The organism is Pseudomonas sp. No.21 (assembly GCF_054558415.1).
In genome coordinates, this window is the sequence record NZ_BAAJNO010000022.1 from 1 (window position 1) to 16,225 (window position 16,225).

Genomic DNA, 16,225 nt, shown 5'->3' on the forward strand with positions numbered 1-16,225 from the left:
GCCCGCAGGAACTGCCTCGATGCTTTCCAGTGGCTCCCCGCGTTCGCGGGGATGACGGTGTATGCACAACCTCCCCACCCCCTCGTCACCCTCGCGAACGCGGGGGCCCACTAGACGTGGCCCGCAGGAACTGCCTCGATGCTTTCGAGTGGTTCCCCGCGTCCGCGGGGATGACGGTGTATGCACAACCCTCCCCCCCTCGTCACCCTCGCGAACGCGGGGGCCCACTGAACGGGACCCGCAGCCCGTGCCTCAGTCCGCCACGGTCACGCGGTTGCGGCCCTCGCCCTTGGAGCGGTAGAGCGCCTCGTCCGCGCGCTTGTAGAGGCTGGCGCGGGTGTCGCCCGGCTCGCTCAGGGCCACGCCGATGCTCACCGTCAGCACGCCGGAAACCTGCGAGCCCTCATGGGGGATGCCCAGGGCCTCGACACGCTGGCGCACGCGTTCGGCGGTCCGGGTGGCGAAGTCCGGCACCAGGTCGCAGAACACCAGGGCGAACTCCTCGCCCCCCAGGCGGGCGGCGATGTCCAGGGAGCGCCGGGGCAGCGCGCCCAGGGTCTCCGCCACCGCCTGCAGGGCGGCATCGCCCATGGGGTGGCCATAGCGGTCGTTGTAGGACTTGAAGTAGTCCACATCCACCAGCATCAGCCCCAGGCAATGGCGCTCGCGCTGGCTTTCGAGCAGGGCGCGCTCGAGCAGGATCTCGAACATGCGCCGGTTGAACAGCCCGGTGAGGCTGTCGCTGTCGGCCAGCTCCTTGAGCGCCGCGCGGGTGAGGAACTGGCGGCGCGTGGCCGACTCCTGGAAGTAGCGCGACATGCCGGCGAAGAACATGGCGACCAGCGGGTAGATGGACAGCGCGACGAAGTCGTCGAGATACCCCGCCGGCAGAAAGGCCGGGATCGCCACCAGCATGGTGATGAAGGTGACCAGCGCGCAGACCACCGAGCCCCAGTAGCTGTAGCCGACGGGGAAGAAGATGGCGATCAGCACCAGGATCATGCCGTCGAGGTTGAAGGGCATCCCGACCTGCTCCAGCACCTGCATGTAGAGGATGTTGCTGACCAGCGTCGTGGTGCCGATGAAGAACACGGTGCAGGGCACCCAGAAGGCGCCGGCCGAGCGATCGTTGCCGTAGAGCACCATGGTCGCCGAGAGCATGATCCCGGCCAGGGCGATCAGGCGCATGCCGAAGATCGCCGGGGTCAGCGTCGCATCGTAGTGGCGCAGGGCGTAGAAGATGTCGAAGCCGAGGAAGAACAGCAGCGCCAGCAGCAGCGTGCAGAGGGCGCCGATTCGCGTGGTGCGAAAGGCCCGGTAGTTGGAGAGGCGGTATTCCGCCTCCAGTTCGGGCTCGAAACGCAGCCAGCCGAAGCCTTTGTTGAGCTGCCGCGTGTAGCGGCTCTCGGCGTAGTGGCTGAGCAACAGCTGGACCTTATCCATCCCTGACCTCACCTCCCGCACCCTCGGGTAAACAGCTTTCAGGGGATCGCCCATGAAAGCCGACATGCCAAAAGTATGGCATGGCGCCACCAGCGCCAACCGTCCCCACATCAATCCTTGTGCGGGTTTCAGGCCATACCGCTGGTCGTCAGGCGCCGCCTCGCGCCCCCTGGCGCCATGCCGTTGAAACGCTTGAAGACGCGACTGAATGCCGCATCCGTGGTTCCGGTGCGCTGCTAAGCTCGCCGCCTCACAGACGCATGGATGACGACGATGAAACTGCTACTGCCGCTGGCCCTGCTGGTGATGGGCTCGAATGCTCTGGCCCAGGGCTGCGACTACCACCCTGCCCCCCAACAGACACTGGCCGGCGGAAAGCGGGCGGGCATGCCGCTGGTGCTGGCGGGCAAGGAGAAGGTGCAGCTGGGCCTGGTGGAGCAGCCCGAGCTGCTGCTGCACAGCGGCGACCTGCTGATCGCCCGCTACCCCGGCGGCCACAGCCTCGCCCACCACCCGATGACGCAGCAGGAGCTGGGCAATGCCGGCCTGGGTACACCGGCGCAGCAGGTGCGCCTGCTGTTCGGCGACGACAGCGCCGCCACGCCCGAGGCCCGCGAGTGGGTGTTCGCCATGCGCCAGGCCATGGACCTGTGCAGCGAAAAGGCCAGCCTCACCCCCTACCGCATCGACGGCATCGAACTCTTCGCCTGGCGCACCAGCCAGGACGGCAAGCCCTACCAGGTGTTCTTCATCCCCGATGGCGAGCAGGTGCATTACCTCGAAGTGCGCGGCCCCGCCGCCTTCGCCGACAAGGTGCTGGCCGGCGTGCACAGGCGGCCACCGAAGCCATAGCGGAGCGTCGGGTTTCACCCGACCTACGAGAGCCAGCGTCGTGCACGCCCGTAGGTTGGGCCGAGGTACGAGGCCCAACGCGCGGAGTCGAGTCCGCACCGTTGGGCCTCGCTGCGCTCGGCGCCAACCTACGGAGAGCGGTCCATCATCGCCTGCATCAACTGCCGATCACGCCGCCGTCGTTCTTGGTGATGAGCACGGTGGTGGAGCGCGGGCGGCTCTTGCCGTCGCTGGCGGGGTAGCTGATGCCGGGGTGCTGGATGTTGACCCACATGCTGCGGCCGTCCGGGGTGAAGGTGATGCCGGTGAGTTCGCAGCCGCGCGGGCCGACGAGGAAGCGGCGCACCTCACGGGTCCTGGGGTCGGCGCAGAGCAGCTGGTTGCAGCCAATGCGCGCCATGGCCGGTTCGATGTCGTCGAAATCGGTCTCGATCCACAGGCGGCCGGCGGGGTCGAAGGCCAGGCCGTCCGGCGAGGAGAAGGCGTCGCCGTTGATGGTGCCGATGAGGTTGGCCGGCACCGGCTGGCCCTTGTCGTCCCTGGCGCCCTGGGGTTCGCCGGCGAGGAGGAAGATCTCCCATTCGAAGGTGGTGGCGGTGGGGTCGCCGCCCGCCTCGTTCCAGCGCAGGATCTGCCCGTGCAGGTTGTGCGGGCGCGGGTTGGCGGCGTTCACCGGCTTCTTGGTGCCGCGCTCGTCGTTGTTGGTGAGGGTGACGTAGACCTCGCGGGTCTCCGGGTGCGCGGCCACCCACTCGGGGCGGTCCATGGGCGTGGCGCCGAGAACGTCGCCGGCGGCACGGGCGTTGAGCAGCACCTCGGCCTGGCTGGGGAAGCCGTTCTCGGCGGTGAGGCCGTTCTGCCCGTGCACCAGGGCCAGCCACTGGCCCTTGCCGTCGTCGTCGAAGCGGGCGACGTAGAGGGTGCCCTCGTCCAGCAGGTCGCGGGCGGCCTTGGGGTTGGCGGCGTCGAAGCGGCCGCTGGGCACGAACTTGTAGATGTACTCGCCCTTGGTGTCGTCGCCGTAGTAGTAGGCCATGCGCCCGTCCTTGCCGAGGGACAGGGTGGAGCACTCGCGGCAGAAGCGGCCGACGGCGGTGCGCTTCTTCGGCTTGCTGGTGGGGTCGAAGGGGTCGATCTCCACCACCCAGCCGAAGCGGTTGGGTTCCTGCACGTGGCCGTCGTGGGGCTGGTCGCGGTAGGGCGTGGCGTCGAAGCGGGCGTCGGCGGTCTCCCAGCCGTAGTTCTTGCTCAGCCCTTCCTTGGCGATGCCGTAGCGCTTGTGCGACACGCGCTGGGCATGGTCGGCCGCGTCGCGGTTGATGAAGTAGTTGTGCCAGTTCTCCTCGCAGGCGAGGTAGGTGCCCCAGGGGGTGACGCCCATGGAGCAGTTGTTGAGGGTGCCGATCACCTCCCGCCCGCTGGGGTCGGAGGCGGTCTTCATCAGCGGGTGGCCGGCCAGCGGGCCGCTGAGCTGCAGGGGCGTGAGGGTGGAGATGCGGCGGTTGTAGCGCGAGCCGGCGACCCGCTGCCAGTGGCCGTCGCCGTCCTTCTTCACCTCGATGACGCTGACGCCGTGGGCGGCCTGCTCCTTCTTCACGTCCTCCACCTTGCGCTTGCCATCGACGTAGACGATGCCGGCGGCGTGCAGGGTGGGGTTGATGTACTCGTGGTTGATCACCAGCAGGCCGTGGTCGTCGGGCGCCTCCGGGAAGGGGAAGAAGTGCATGCCGTCGTGGTTGTCGCCGGCCTGCTTGAGCTGGTCCTCCCAGGTTTCGCTGGCGTCGCCCTTGAAGGCCGGGGCATCGGCGAGCACGGCATCGCCCCAGGAGAAGAACGGCCGGGCGCTGTAGCCCTCGGCGACGATGACCTGGTCGAATTTCGCATCGAACTGCTGGGGCACGCCCTTGAAGCCCAGCAGGGCGTCGCCGGCCACCGCGCGGCAGGCGCTGATGCCGCCGCCGAAGAAGCCCAGGGCGGCCATGGCCAGGCCGCCCTTGAGCACGTTGCGGCGGCCGGCATCGACCATCTGGTCCAGGGGGCGGTTGCCGCTGGGGTTGATGGCCACGTCGTCGTGGGCGGCGAGTGCGGCGTGGAAAGCGTCGTAGTCCCGGTTCATCACGTCTCTCTTCTGGTTATGCGCCGGCGCTGCGCGCTCAGCGTTCGATGCGGTAGTGGAAGGTGTTGCGCACGCCGGGCACGGCCACGGGCTGGCCGTTTTCGAGGCGCGGCTGGTAGCGGAAAGTCTGCGCCGCGGCCAGTGACGGGCGGATGAACAACGGGTGACAGTCGCCCACCACCTGCGGGTCCTCGACGCGGCCTTGCGGGTTGACCCGGTACTCCACCGTGCAGTCGCCCTGGATGCCCTTGTCGAGGGCGCGCTGGGGGTAGTCCGGCGCCTCCTTGGCGATGGGCAGGTACTGGCGGCTGTTGGCGGTGGCTTCGGCAGCGGCCTGGCGGGCACGCTCGGCAGCCAGGCGTTGCTGTTCCGCCTGGCGGGCCAGCTCTTGCTGGCGCTGCTGCTCGGCGGCGGCGCGCTCGGCCTCCAGGCGCTGCTGCTCGCGGCGCTGGGTTTCCCGCTGCACCTGCTCCTGGCGCTTCTGTTCTTCCACGCGCCTGCGGGCCAGGGCGGCCTGCTCCAGCTTGCGCTGCTCGATTCGCGGGTCCGCCTGCGGCGGCACCGGCTCGACGGGCGTCGGCAGCGGTTCCACCGGGGCGGCTTCCGCGACAGCCGGCTGCACCGGCGCGGGAACCGGTTCGGGGGCTGGCGCAGGCAGGCTGATCAGTTGGGTGGTAAGCACCCGCTGGGCCGGTTCGGCGGGGCGCTCGGGGGCCCAGCCGGCTATCAGCAGCGCCAGCACGCCCAGGTGCAGGGCCAGGGCGCAGCCGGCGGCGAAGGCGTTGCGCCAGGTACGGGCGCTGGGCAGCGACAGACGGGAGAGAGGCGCATCGCTCATGACCATCACGCTCATTGCGGCGCCTCGGTGATCAGCCCCAGGTTGGCCACCCCGCCCTGCTGCAGCGCGGCCATGGCTGCCACCACCTTGCCGTAGCCGGCGTCCTGGTCGGCGCGGATGTACACCTGGGTGTCGCCGCGCTCGGCGATCAGCGCGCCCACCTTGGCGGTCATCTCCTCCAGGGCCACGGCGCTGTCGGTCTGGCTTTCGGTGTCCAGCTCCGTGCCCAGGTTCCAGTAGTAGCCGCCGTCGGCCTTCACCGAGAGGGTGAGGATGCGCTGCTGGCTGTCACGGGGCAGCGCCTCGCTGGCCACCTTGGGCAGTTCGATCTTCACGCCCTGGGTGAGCATCGGCGCGGTGACCATGAAGATCACCAGCAGCACCAGCATCACGTCGATGTAGGGCACCACGTTCATTTCGGCCTTGGGGCCGTGCTTGCGCTGGGGACGGACGAGCATGCTGCACCTCAGGCTGCGGCGGCGACGGGGTTGGCGCCGGCCAGGCGGCGTTGCAGGCGGCCCTGCAGTTCGTTGCCGAAGGCGTAGTAGCGCGCCACCAGGCCCTGGGCGCGGGCCGAGAAGCGGTTATAGGCGATCACCGCGGGGATGGCGGCGAACAGGCCGATGGCGGTGGCGATCAGCGCTTCGGCGATGCCCGGGGCGACGGTGGAGAGGGTCGCCTGCTGCACCTGGGACAGGCCGATGAAGGAGTTCATGATCCCCCACACGGTGCCGAACAGGCCGATGTAGGGGCTGACCGAGCCGACGGTGGCGAGGAAGGTGAGGCCCTTCTCCAGGCGCTCTTCCTCCTCGGCGATGGCGACGTAAAGGCTGCGCTCGACGCCGTCCACCACCCTCTCCGGGGCGATGCCCGGCTCGCGGCGCAGCTGGGCGAATTCCTGGTAGCCGGCGTGGAAGATGCGCTCCAGGGCGGCGTCCTCGTCCGGCTCGCCGTCCTTGCGCTGCAGCTGGCCGAGTTCGGCGGTGCCACGGAAGCGCGCCTGGAAGGCCTTGGCCTGGCGCTCGACGCGCGCCAGCAGGGCGCCGCGCTGGACGATCAGGTACCAGCTGAACAGGGAGGCGAGCAGCAGGATCGCCATCACCCCTTTCACCAGCAGGCTGGCGTCGCTGATCAGGCCCCAGACGGTCATCTGTTCCAGTGTTGCGTGCATGGTTGGTTCCTCGTGTTGCCGGGCCCCGCGGGGCCCTATTCGATTACGCGGCGATGACGGGTTGATGACAGGTCAGTGCAGGCCCAGGGTCCGGGCCACCTCGGCCCAGGGCACGAACTTGAAGTTCTGGGTCTGCTCGGGCATGCGCTTGCGGCCGTCCTGCACCACCAGCATTCCCTGGGTCCAGGGGCCGCCGAGGTTGGCGGAGGTGACTTCCAGGCCGTCGGTCTCCGAGGCGCCGTCGATGCCGGCGGCGGCGTTGAGGCCGACGCGGAAGGCACCGCGCAGGGCGAAGGGCGGCTCGGCGTCGAGCACCACGTAGCTGTCGTTGCCCTGGCTGGAGATCACCAGGTAGTCGCGGGCCTCGCTCTGGTACAGGCCCAGGCCCTCGACATCGGCGTGCAGCGTCTCGCCCACCTTCATCACCGACTTGAGGTCGGCGGGGGCGTCGGCGCGGGCGTCCAGGGCCCAGACGCCGACGTCTTCCTCGCCGATGAACAGGCGCTGGCGCTGGTCGTCGGCGACGCAGCCCTCGGGCTGGCTCTCGACGCGGAACTCGCGCACCAGTTGCCCGCTCGCCTCGCCGCTGGCGCCGTCCAGGCGGTACTGCAGGAAACGCCCGTCCTTGCCGTTGGCGAAGGCGTAGAGCTCGCCGGAGGCCGGCTGGAACAGGCAGATGCCGTAGATCTCCTTGAGCGGGGTGCGCACCTCGCCGGCCGGCTTCACCTCGCCGGTGACGCGGTCGATGGCGAACAGGCTGAGGCTGTTGGTGTCGCGGTTGCTGGCCACCGCCAGGTCGACCCGCTGGCCGCCCAGGACGAAGCCGGGGCGCACGTCGACGTTGTTCAGGCGGCCCACCGGCAGCTCCTGCAGCAGCTGGCCGTCGAGGCCGTAGACCAGCAGGCCCTGCTTCTTGTTGGTGCCGAGCACGCGGCTGGCGGCCGCATCGTTGGGGTTGACCCAGATGGCCGGGTCGTCCGCCGCGTCGCCCTGGCGGCCCACCGGCTCGCTCTGGCGCAGGGCGGCGACGCTGGGCAGCACCGGCGGCAGGGCCACGGGCTGCGCCTGCCAGTCCAGCCGGCCCTGGTAGAGGCGCCCGCTGGCGTCGTCCTGCAGCAGCAGGTCGGTGCCCTGGGCGCTGGCGGCCACGGCGATGCGCTCGGGCTCGTCCAGGCCCGGCAGCGCCAGGCTGGCCACCGCGTTCCAGGCCTCGCCCTGCTGCTGGTAGAGGTGCAGGCGGGCGGCGGAGGGGTCCAGCGCCAGCAGGCCGCCGGGGACCACGGCCATGGCGCCGGCGCTTTTCGCCAGGCCGCCGAAGGGGGCCACCAGGTCCACCGGCACGCGGGCGCTGTCGGCTTCCGGGTGGGCCGGGTAGGCCCAGAGGCCGACGTTCTCTTCGTTGACGAACAGGCGGTTGGCGGCGTCGTCCACCTGGCAGTACTCGGCGGCCGGCGGCAGGGCCAGGCCGCGCACGTGGCGGGCTTCGGCATTCAGGCGCGGGCCTGCGCCCACCAGCCACTGCTCGCCATGGCCGTCCTCGCCCACCAGGAACAGGTAGAGGTTGCGGGCGTCGTCGCGGTACAGGCAGAGCCCGGCAACGGCGTAGTCACGGGCCGGCAGTTGCAGCGGGGCGCCCCAGCGATGGGTCTCGGTATCCAGGCCCACCAGGGTGGCCTGCTGGGTGGCGTTGTCGAGGCTGGCAACGATCACGCCCTTGGGGCCGGCGCTGCGCAGGTCGAGGCTGGAGAAGGAGCCAGGCAGGCGCGCCAGCTCGCGGCCTTCGCCGTCCAGCAGGAGCAGGCCGTTGCGCTCGCTGGCGGCCAGGCGCAGGGCGGAGCCGGGCAGCGGGCGCAGGTCGTCGGCCCTGACCTTGGCCGAGGCGCCCCAGGGGCTGAGAGCCAGTTGCGGGGCCTGGGCTTCGGCGGCCGGCTGCGGCTGGCAGGCGGCCAGGCCGAGCAGGGCGGCGAGCAGCAGGGGGTTGCGGGTGCGGGTGTGGGTCATCGGGCGGTTCCAGGCGATACGGGGGAACGGCCCTCCCCTAGCGGGGAGGGCGCGGCGATCAGAAGTGGGTGAAGGTCAGGCCGAGGCTGTAGGTGGGGCCGTATTCCTCGTACTGGGCGTTGTAGCTGCGGCTGCCGGTGTAGACGTAGTAGCTCTCGTCGGTGAGGTTCTGCGCCTCGAAGGACAGCTGCAGCTCCTTCGTCAGGAAGTAGCGGGCGCTGAAGTCGACGAAGGTCTGCGCATCCACGTGCAGGTCGTGCTGGCGGTCGCCCACCGGGGCCACTTCGTAGAGGTAGTCGGACTTGTAGTTGGCCGAGAGGCGCAGGCTGAGCGTGTCGTTCTCCCAGCCCAGCATCAGGTTGCCGACGGTGTCGGACTGGTTGGGCAGGTCGATGTCGCGCTCGAGGGTGCGGCCGCTGGCCTGGTCGAAGCCCTCGATGCTGGCGTCGGAACGGCTGAAGGTGGCGTTGGCGCCCAGCAGCAAGCCGTTCCAGGGGGCGGGCAGCCAGTCGAACTTCTGCGAGTAGGCCAGTTCCAGGCCGTAGAGCTTGGCGTTGTCGCCGTTGGCGAAGGTGTTGGCTTCGTCGAAGGTCGCCCAGGCGCCGCTGCCGGCCAGGTCGGTGTTGTAGATGAAGTTGTCGATGTCCTTGTAGAAGACGAAGGCCGAGACCACGCCGGCGCGGCCCAGGTAGTGCTCGATGCCCAGGTCGAAGTTGCTCGACTCCAGCGGCGACAGGTCGGGGTTGCCGAAGCTGGCTTCGTCGCCGTCGATGACGAAGCCCGGGGCCAGCTGGCCGAAGGTCGGGCGCACCACGGACTTGGTCCAGGCGGCGCGCAGCTGGGTGTCCTTGTCGATCTGGTAACGCGCGTGCAGGCCGGGCAGCCAGTGGTGGTAGTCGCGCTTGCGCTCGATGCTTTCGAAGTCGCCGTCGCGGATGCCGGTGCCCTTGGCCTCGAACTCGGTGCCCTCGTAGCGCATGCCGGCGATGAAGCGCCAGTCGTCCACGTCCAGGGTGTTCATGAGGTAGGCGGCGTTGATGTCTTCGCTCATGTCGAAGTCGTTCACCCGCGACTCTTCCTCGTTGTAGAAGTCGGCGGCGTTGAGCTGGCCCAGCAGGCCCTTGACGGCGCTGGCGCTGATGCCGGGGCCGAAGCGGTCGAGGGCGTAGTGCACGGTGCCCTTCTGGAACTGGCCGAGGTTGAGCTGCTCGTCGGTGAAGAAGGTGTCCAGGTCCTCGTAGGTCCAGGCTTCCAGGTCGTTGGTCTTGTCGCGGCGGCTGAGCTTGCCGCCGAACTTGGCCTGGGCGGCGTAGCCGGAGAGGTCGTAGTCGCGGGCGAGGTCGAGGCGGATGTTCTTCTCGGTGTCCTCGGTGTTCTGCTTTTCCCAGTCGACCTGGTCGAGGGCGAAGTTGGCCGGGTCGTAGAAGGCGTCCTCGACGTTGAGGCGGGGCTTCTTGCTGTCGTCGAAGCCGGTGCCGGTGAAGTCGCGGGTGCCTTCGAAGGTGGCGCCGGCGATGTGGCCGGGGCTGTCTTCGCTGGACTGGCTGTAGCCGGCCTGCCCGCTCAGGGTCCACAGGCCCATCATGCGTTCGCCGCCGAACACGTAGGACTGGATCTCCTGGGTTTCCTCGCGGTCCTTCAGCTCGCGGTAGCCCTCGCCGTCGCCGGTTTCGCCGGGCAGGCGCGCGTCGTCGAACTCGATGCCGGCGGCGTTGCGCGTCTCGCTGTCCTTGAAGCGGCTGTAGAGGGTGCGCAGGTAGTAGCTGGAGCTGTCGTCGGGCTTGTAGTCGAAGTTGAGGCCGCCGCCGGCACGCTCGCGGGTGATGGCGTAGTCACGCTGTTCCAGTTCCTCCAGGCGGGCGCCGTCCTCGAAGTCCCAGGCGCCGCCGGTCTCGACGTTGTCGGAGCCGAACTTGCGCTCCTGCCAGCTCAGGGCGGCGGCCACGCCGAAGTTGTCGATGCCCTCGCCCAGGCTGAAGCGGTCGCTGATGGCGCCGGAGAACTTGGGGCTGGTCTTGTCGGTGTTCTCGTCGTAACTCGCCTCGGTGCTGCCGGTGTAGAACAGGCCCTCGTGGTCGAAGGCGGAGAGGCTCTCCACGTCGACGGTGCCGCCGAGGGAGTTGGCGTCCATGTCCGGGGTGAGGGTCTTGATCACGGTGAGCGACTGCACCAGCTCGGCGGGCAACACATCCAGGGCCACGGCGCGGCGGTCGCTTTCCGGGGCCGGCACCAGGGTGCCGTTGATGGTGACGCTGTTCAGGTCCGGGCCCAGGCCGCGCACGCTGACGAAGCGGCCTTCGCCCTGGTCGCGCTCCACCGAGACGCCAGGCAGGCGCTGCACCGCTTCGGCGGCGTTCTGGTCCGGCAACTGGGCGACGCCGTCGGCATGCACCACGCTTTCAACGCTGTCGGAGGCGCGCTGCTCCTTCAGGGCCTTGTCGATGCTCACGGCCTGGCCGACCACTTCGACGTGCTCGGTGGCGCCGGCGGCGTCCTCGTCGGCGGCCAGCGCGACGCCGGCCATGGCCAGGCTCAGCGCGCTGAAGGTGAAGCCCGCGAGCCGGGCGGCGGTGCTGCGCTTGTACATGAATGCTCTCCCCAGGATGGAATCCAGGCCGGGCAAATGGCCCGGCAACTTGGGAGCGGACGCTAGGCAGCGCGGATGAAGCTTCTGTGACAGGACAACGGCACAGGGCCCCAATGGCGGGGTTTTGCGGGGGTAACCCTGGGGTTTTGAGCTGATAGGACCCGCCAGCGCCGCTGTAGGGGAATTCATTCGCCCACCGCCCCGCAGGGGCGACGCAGCGTCCAGGCCACACGGGGCAGCCCTGCGGGCTGCCTGGCGAATGAATTCGCCCCTACGAAATGCACCCCGGACACCTGAAAATCCACGCACCTGCCCTGAGCCGATCCGACCCTCCCACCCCGCTCCGGCGCTGCAACCTCGCCGTCACAATCATCTGCTCTGCTGGCCCGGTCGAACCTCCCGGACACCGCCATGACCTCCCTGCTCAAGCTGCATCGCCTCAAGCTCACCGCGCTGTTCCTGGCTGCCAATGCCGGGTTGCTGCTGCACCTGGCGGTGGGCGACCTGAAGGCGGCGTCGGAGTGGGTCTGGCTGGACATCCTCGGCGAGGGCGGCTCGGCGCTGCTGGCGCTGGTGTGGATCGGCCTGGTGCTGAAAAGCCGGCCCGCCGGGCGGGTCACCAACCTGCTGGTGCTGGGGCTGGCGGGGGTGTTCTTCTCCTGGTGGATCGACAGCCTCGATGAGTTCATCCGCATGCCCGACACGGTGCACTGGGACCACTGGCTGGAGTCGGTGCCCATGCCCATCGGCCTGGTGCTGCTGACCCTGGGCATCTACCACTGGCACCGCGAGCAGCTGGCCATCAGCGCGCAGATGGAGAAGCGCGAGCGGCTGTTCCGCGAGCACCGCCAGTTCGACACGCTCACCCCGCTGGGCGACGCCGACTACCTGCGCCGCCAGCTGGAGCTGGGCCTGGGCGAGGCCGCCGCGGACGGCCAGCCGCTGTCGCTGGTGATCCTCGACATCGATGACTTCAGCCAGGTCAACGACCGCTTCGGCCACGACGAAGGCGACCACCTGCTGCTGGCGCTGACCCAGTTGCTGCTGCTCAACCTGCGCCGCCAGGACCTGCTCTGCCGCCTGGCCGGCGACCGCTTCGTGGTGCTGCTGCCGAACACCGGCGAGCGCCAGGCGCACCAGCTGGCCACGGAGCTGGGCGAGGCTGTGGCGCACTTCGCCCACCGCACCCGCCAGCACGGCGAGCGCCTGCAACTGCGCGCCAGCACGGCAGTGGCGATGGCGCTGGAGGAAAGCCCCGAGGCGCTGCTGCAACGGCTCAACCTGGCCCTGGCGAAGGCCCGCTCGCCGCGCCTGGCCCATAGTGCCTGAGGTGCGCGATGACCATCAGGGGTGACTGGTACGAGTGCGACAGCCGCTTCATCCCGGCCCACGGCCAGCCGGCGGTGCTGATCGACCTGGCGCTCTCGCGGGGGATCGACAGCCATCGCCTGCTGCGGGGGACCGGGCTGTTCTACGAGGACATCCTCGCCGGCGGGCAGCTCGTCAGCCCGCAGCAGTTCCTCGGGCTGATCGGCAACGCCCGGCGCCTGCTGGCGGCCGACGACACGGCCTTTCTCTTCGGCCAGCGGCTTTTGCCCGGCCACTACGGCGCCGCCAGCCACACCCTGCTGCACGCCGAGCACCTGCAGGATGCGCTGGGCCAGTTGATCCGCCAGCGGTCGCTGCTGACGCCGTTGCTGGCGCCCCGGCTGTTGCTGGACGAGCAGGACGCCTGGCTCTACTGGGTGGACGCCTGCGGGGCGGGGGAACACCGGCGCTTCCTGCTGGAGGCGAGCATGACGGCGGTGGCGGCGCTGTGCCGGCGCCTGGGCGGGGAGCGGCTGCCGTGGCGCTACCACTTCGCCCATGCCCAGCCGCGCTGCATCGAGCAGTACTGGGTGCACCTGGGGGAGGAGGTGCGCTTCGACCAGCACGTGGACGCCATGCAGGTGCCGCGCGCCTGGCTGACCCGGGCGCTGCCGGAGGCGTCGCAGACCGCCGGCCAGGTTGCACGCCAGGAATGCGCGCGCCACCTGGCGGCGCTGGGCCATCGCGCCAGCCTGCTGGACCGGCTCTACGGCTGGCTGCTGGAGCGGGTGCGCGAGGCGCCGGTGCTGGAGGATGCGGCCCAGGCCTTCGCCATGAGCCCGGCCACTTTCAAGCGCAAGCTGGCCAAGCACGGCACGCACTACCAGGAGCAGCGCGACCTGGTGCGCAAGCACGTGGCGCTCTACCTCTACCGCATCAAGGGCTACGGCAACGACGAGGTGGCGGCGTACCTGCACTTTCACGACAGCACCAACTTCCGCCGCTCGCTCAGGCGCTGGACGGGGCTCTCCCCCAGCGCGCTGCGCCAGCTGTTCGGGGCCTGACCGCGCTACTCGTAGAACAGGGTGAGGATGGCGGTGGTCAGCACCTGCCCCGGGCTGACCGTGGGCTCGAGCTGGTAGTAGCGCGCGACCAGCGGAATCGCGCTGGGACCGCCAGCGGTGCCGGTGTTCAGGTGCTCGTTCCTGACGCCCAGCGCCAGGGGCGCCCCGCCATTGCCCTTGAGCAATTGCACGCCGATGCCCCTGGCCATGTCCCGGCCTATCACGTTCTTGAGCACCGAGCCGGCTTCATGCAGCCCGTCCACACGGTAGGAGATGCGGATATCCGGGTCGCAATCGAGATTCAGGCTGAAGGCCTTCTCCCGGGTCGTGCTGCCGACCCCAGTGAAGTGATGCAGGTTGGTGGTCGGCAACGTCACCGTGGTGTCAGGGGTGCGCAGGCTGCAGCCCTTCTTGGTGAAAACCAGCTGGGTGGGCGGGAAGGTCAGCTCGTTGGTCAGCAGGTTGTGGTAGTAGACCCGGATCGGGTTGAGCTTGAGCGTGCCCGTCTCGATGGGCCCGGTCTTGATCAGTTGGATCCACCAGCGCTGGGCGGGCACGTAGCTGGTAGCCGAGATCTCCGTCACGGTGCGCGGGAAGCCCATGAAGGCGCCGCCGCTCATGGTGGCGGGCGGGCGGTTGGCGTTGTTGCTCCAGGCCACCTTGATGCCGATGCCGGGCACCCCGGTTTCATAGACGTGTTCAAGGGCCGTCCGGGCGGGCCCATCGACGTAGCCGCGGTCCTGCCAGAGGGTGCCCGGCCCGGAGCAGGACGCGCTGGCCTCCCCCGTACCGACCCAGCCGTTGGTATCGAAAAGCACCGTACCGACCGGGGCGTCGCGCTGCTGTGAAAGGGTTGTGGGCAGCGGGTAGAGGGTCTTCTGGCCCGAGCCGCTGCAACTGGCCCCCCAGGCCAGTCCGGAAACGAGGAGCGCCAGAGCGCCTGCCAGCCTGCTGCAGATGAGAAGGTTCATGGGATCGCCCAAAGAGAATGCGAGCGAAAATCCTAACGACCGCAAAAGTGGCGACACGTAGGAAAAAGCCTCGGGCAATCCGCCCCTAGCTGTAGGCCATCACCGCTGATCGCCGGATGGCACGGCTCCGCCGGCCGCTTCACCGGCACACCGTGACTTCAGCGGGCATTCGGGTAGCCTTGTCACTCCCTGACCCGCCCGAAGCCTCGCCATGCCAGATGCACCCGCCTTTCTCGACGAAACCGACCGCCAACTGATCGCCGCCTTGCAGATCAATGCACGGGAAAGCGTCGCCACCCTTGCCCGCCGCCTGGGCATCGCGCGCACCACGGTGAACTCACGCCTGGCACGCCTTGAGCGCACCGGTGTCATCAGCGGCTACGGGGTGCGCCTGGGCCAGCGGGTTGCGGAGGGGGGCCTGCAAGCCTATGTAGGTATCACCGTGCGGCCCCGCAGTGGCAAGGACGTGCTGCGCCGGCTGACTGGCATGGCCGAGGTCCAGCTGCTGTGCACGGTGAGCGGGGAGTTCGACTACGTGGCCTGGCTGCGGGCCGAGTCGCCGGAGCGGCTGGACCTGTTGCTGGATGAGATCGGCAATGTGGAGGGGGTGGAGCGCACCACCACCTCCATCATCCTCAGTTGCAAGATCGACCGGGGCCAGCCATTGCCGGGCCCGGCCTGAGCGGTCAGCGGTAGAACAGGGTCAGCGTGGCCGTGGCGACCACATGGCCGGGAGTCACCAGCTCCTCGACCTGGCGGTAGCGGGCCATCAGCGGGATGCGCACGATTTTATCGCCCACCGCACTGCGCCCGAGGGGATGCTCGCTGCCGATCGTCAGCGGGATGCCCTGCGGGTCGGTCAGTTGCACCCCGACGCCACGTGCCAGGGTGATGCCAACGGTGTTCTTCAGGGTCGACGCATCATGGGTCAGCCCGTCGAGACGGTAGGCGATGTCGAGGTCGGGATCGCATTCCAGGTCGATGCTGACATCGAGCGGCCAGGCAGTGCTGCCGATGCCGGAAAAATCCTTGAGCCAGGTCTTGTGCAACGTGCGGGTGAGGACACTGCCTTCGACCAGGCGGCAACTGCGAGCCTGGAAGGCGATGGCGATGGCGGGGAAGACCAGGGCGTTGGTGCGCTCGTCGTGGTAGTGCACCTCCACGCTCGGGATGCTGTAGGTGCCGCTGGAGATCGGCCCGGTCTTGATCAACTGGATCCACCAGTTGCTCGCGGGGGTGTAGCGGCCCCAGGCCAGCGCGTCCGTCTTGCGCGGCGAGTTCATGAACTCGCCGCCACTCATCTGCGCCGGCAGCGTCGTCGCGTTCCGCGACCAGGCCACGCGGATGCCGATGCCCGGCACGCCGCTGGGGTAGACGTTCGCATGCCCCGCAACGCTCGCCCCGCTGGTAAAGCCCCGGCGCAGCCAGAGGTCGCCGTGCTGCAGGAACCCGCCGCAAGTGACGTCCGCCTTGCCGCCCTGGACCCAGCGCTGGGTATCGAACAGCACGAGGCCATTCGGCGCGTCGCGCGGCACCACCAGTTCCGGTGGCAGGGGGGCCATGGTCGGGGGCGCCCCGGCAGCCATCTTGCAGTAGGCCGTGATCCCCCACGCAGGCTGCTGGCTGATCACCAGTATCGAGAAGGAAAGGATGAATGAACGAACGAGCCCAGCGTGCATGAGGCATCTCCCGGTGTTTCGGATTCGAAGGCCCGGATGATCGCCGATCCATACCGGCACCCGGCCCGCGCGCGTCTTGCCCTGTTGGAAGACTTGTCTCTATGCATGGATGAATTTTCCGTCGCTGCCTGGCTGGGCAAAATGGAACTTCGCCATAACGATCAAAATGATCGTCATTTCGCTATAAAAACAGGC

General features: G+C 69.1%; 13 protein-coding genes. 4 read left to right on the top strand and 9 right to left on the bottom strand.

The features are described from left to right. Positions 1-252: 252 nt before the first annotated feature. Positions 253-1,443: a GGDEF domain-containing protein gene (locus ACYJSS_RS29030; RefSeq protein ID WP_158545561.1), complete on the bottom strand. Its 1,191-nt coding sequence runs from the start codon at positions 1,441-1,443 to the stop codon at positions 253-255. A 273-nt stretch (positions 1,444-1,716) separates the two neighbouring features. Between ACYJSS_RS29030 and ACYJSS_RS29035 the strand changes: the two genes are divergently transcribed. Beyond that, complete coding sequence (locus ACYJSS_RS29035; RefSeq protein WP_236206436.1) at positions 1,717-2,295, top strand: hypothetical protein; 579 nt, start codon at positions 1,717-1,719, stop codon at positions 2,293-2,295. A gap of 157 nt (positions 2,296-2,452) precedes the next feature. Here ACYJSS_RS29035 and ACYJSS_RS29040 read toward each other — a convergent pair whose 3' ends face one another. The 6 genes from ACYJSS_RS29040 to ACYJSS_RS29065 form a co-directional block, all read right to left on the bottom strand. Next, positions 2,453-4,411: a PhoX family protein gene (locus ACYJSS_RS29040; protein ID WP_236206437.1), complete on the bottom strand. Its 1,959-nt coding sequence runs from the start codon at positions 4,409-4,411 to the stop codon at positions 2,453-2,455. Positions 4,412-4,448: 37 nt separating this feature from the next. Then, positions 4,449-5,264: an energy transducer TonB gene (locus tag ACYJSS_RS29045; RefSeq protein WP_236206438.1), complete on the bottom strand. Its 816-nt coding sequence runs from the start codon at positions 5,262-5,264 to the stop codon at positions 4,449-4,451. After that, positions 5,261-5,707 carry a protein TolR gene (gene tolR / locus ACYJSS_RS29050; RefSeq protein WP_021221553.1) on the bottom strand — a complete coding sequence of 149 codons (447 nt, stop codon included), beginning with the start codon at positions 5,705-5,707 and terminating at the stop codon, positions 5,261-5,263. The genes ACYJSS_RS29045 and tolR overlap by 4 nt, the downstream gene beginning before the upstream one ends. A gap of 8 nt (positions 5,708-5,715) precedes the next feature. Beyond that, positions 5,716-6,420: a protein TolQ gene (gene tolQ, locus ACYJSS_RS29055; RefSeq protein WP_236206439.1), complete on the bottom strand. Its 705-nt coding sequence runs from the start codon at positions 6,418-6,420 to the stop codon at positions 5,716-5,718. Between the two features lie 72 nt (positions 6,421-6,492). Further along, positions 6,493-8,421, bottom strand: a complete 1,929-nt coding sequence (locus ACYJSS_RS29060; RefSeq protein ID WP_236206440.1) for a phytase — start codon at positions 8,419-8,421, stop codon at positions 6,493-6,495. 58 nt (positions 8,422-8,479) lie between these two features. After that, complete coding sequence (locus ACYJSS_RS29065; RefSeq protein WP_236206441.1) at positions 8,480-11,008, bottom strand: TonB-dependent receptor; 2,529 nt, start codon at positions 11,006-11,008, stop codon at positions 8,480-8,482. A 411-nt stretch (positions 11,009-11,419) separates the two neighbouring features. Between ACYJSS_RS29065 and ACYJSS_RS29070 the strand changes: the two genes are divergently transcribed. Together ACYJSS_RS29070 and ACYJSS_RS29075 are read left to right on the top strand one after the other, a co-directional pair. Then, the gene (locus ACYJSS_RS29070; RefSeq protein WP_236206442.1) at positions 11,420-12,337 is read left to right on the top strand and encodes a GGDEF domain-containing protein; all 918 of its coding nucleotides are present in this window, start codon (positions 11,420-11,422) and stop codon (positions 12,335-12,337) included. 8 nt (positions 12,338-12,345) lie between these two features. Next, positions 12,346-13,380 carry an AraC family transcriptional regulator gene (locus ACYJSS_RS29075; protein WP_236206443.1) on the top strand — a complete coding sequence of 345 codons (1,035 nt, stop codon included), beginning with the start codon at positions 12,346-12,348 and terminating at the stop codon, positions 13,378-13,380. Between the two features lie 5 nt (positions 13,381-13,385). Here the strand turns inward: ACYJSS_RS29075 and ACYJSS_RS29080 are convergent, their stop codons facing one another. Then, positions 13,386-14,351, bottom strand: a complete 966-nt coding sequence (locus ACYJSS_RS29080; RefSeq protein WP_236206444.1) for a fimbrial protein — start codon at positions 14,349-14,351, stop codon at positions 13,386-13,388. A gap of 211 nt (positions 14,352-14,562) precedes the next feature. Here ACYJSS_RS29080 and ACYJSS_RS29085 point away from each other — a divergent pair, with 211 nt between their 5' ends. Then, positions 14,563-15,033, top strand: coding sequence for an Lrp/AsnC family transcriptional regulator (locus tag ACYJSS_RS29085; protein WP_236206445.1), 471 nt, complete (start codon positions 14,563-14,565; stop codon positions 15,031-15,033). Between the two features lie 4 nt (positions 15,034-15,037). On the opposite strand, the gene ACYJSS_RS29090 is transcribed toward ACYJSS_RS29085, so the two are convergent. After that, entirely contained in the window at positions 15,038-15,913 is an 876-nt protein-coding gene (locus ACYJSS_RS29090) for a fimbrial protein (RefSeq protein WP_459481153.1), read from the bottom strand. Between the last annotated feature and the right edge of the window lie 312 nt (positions 15,914-16,225).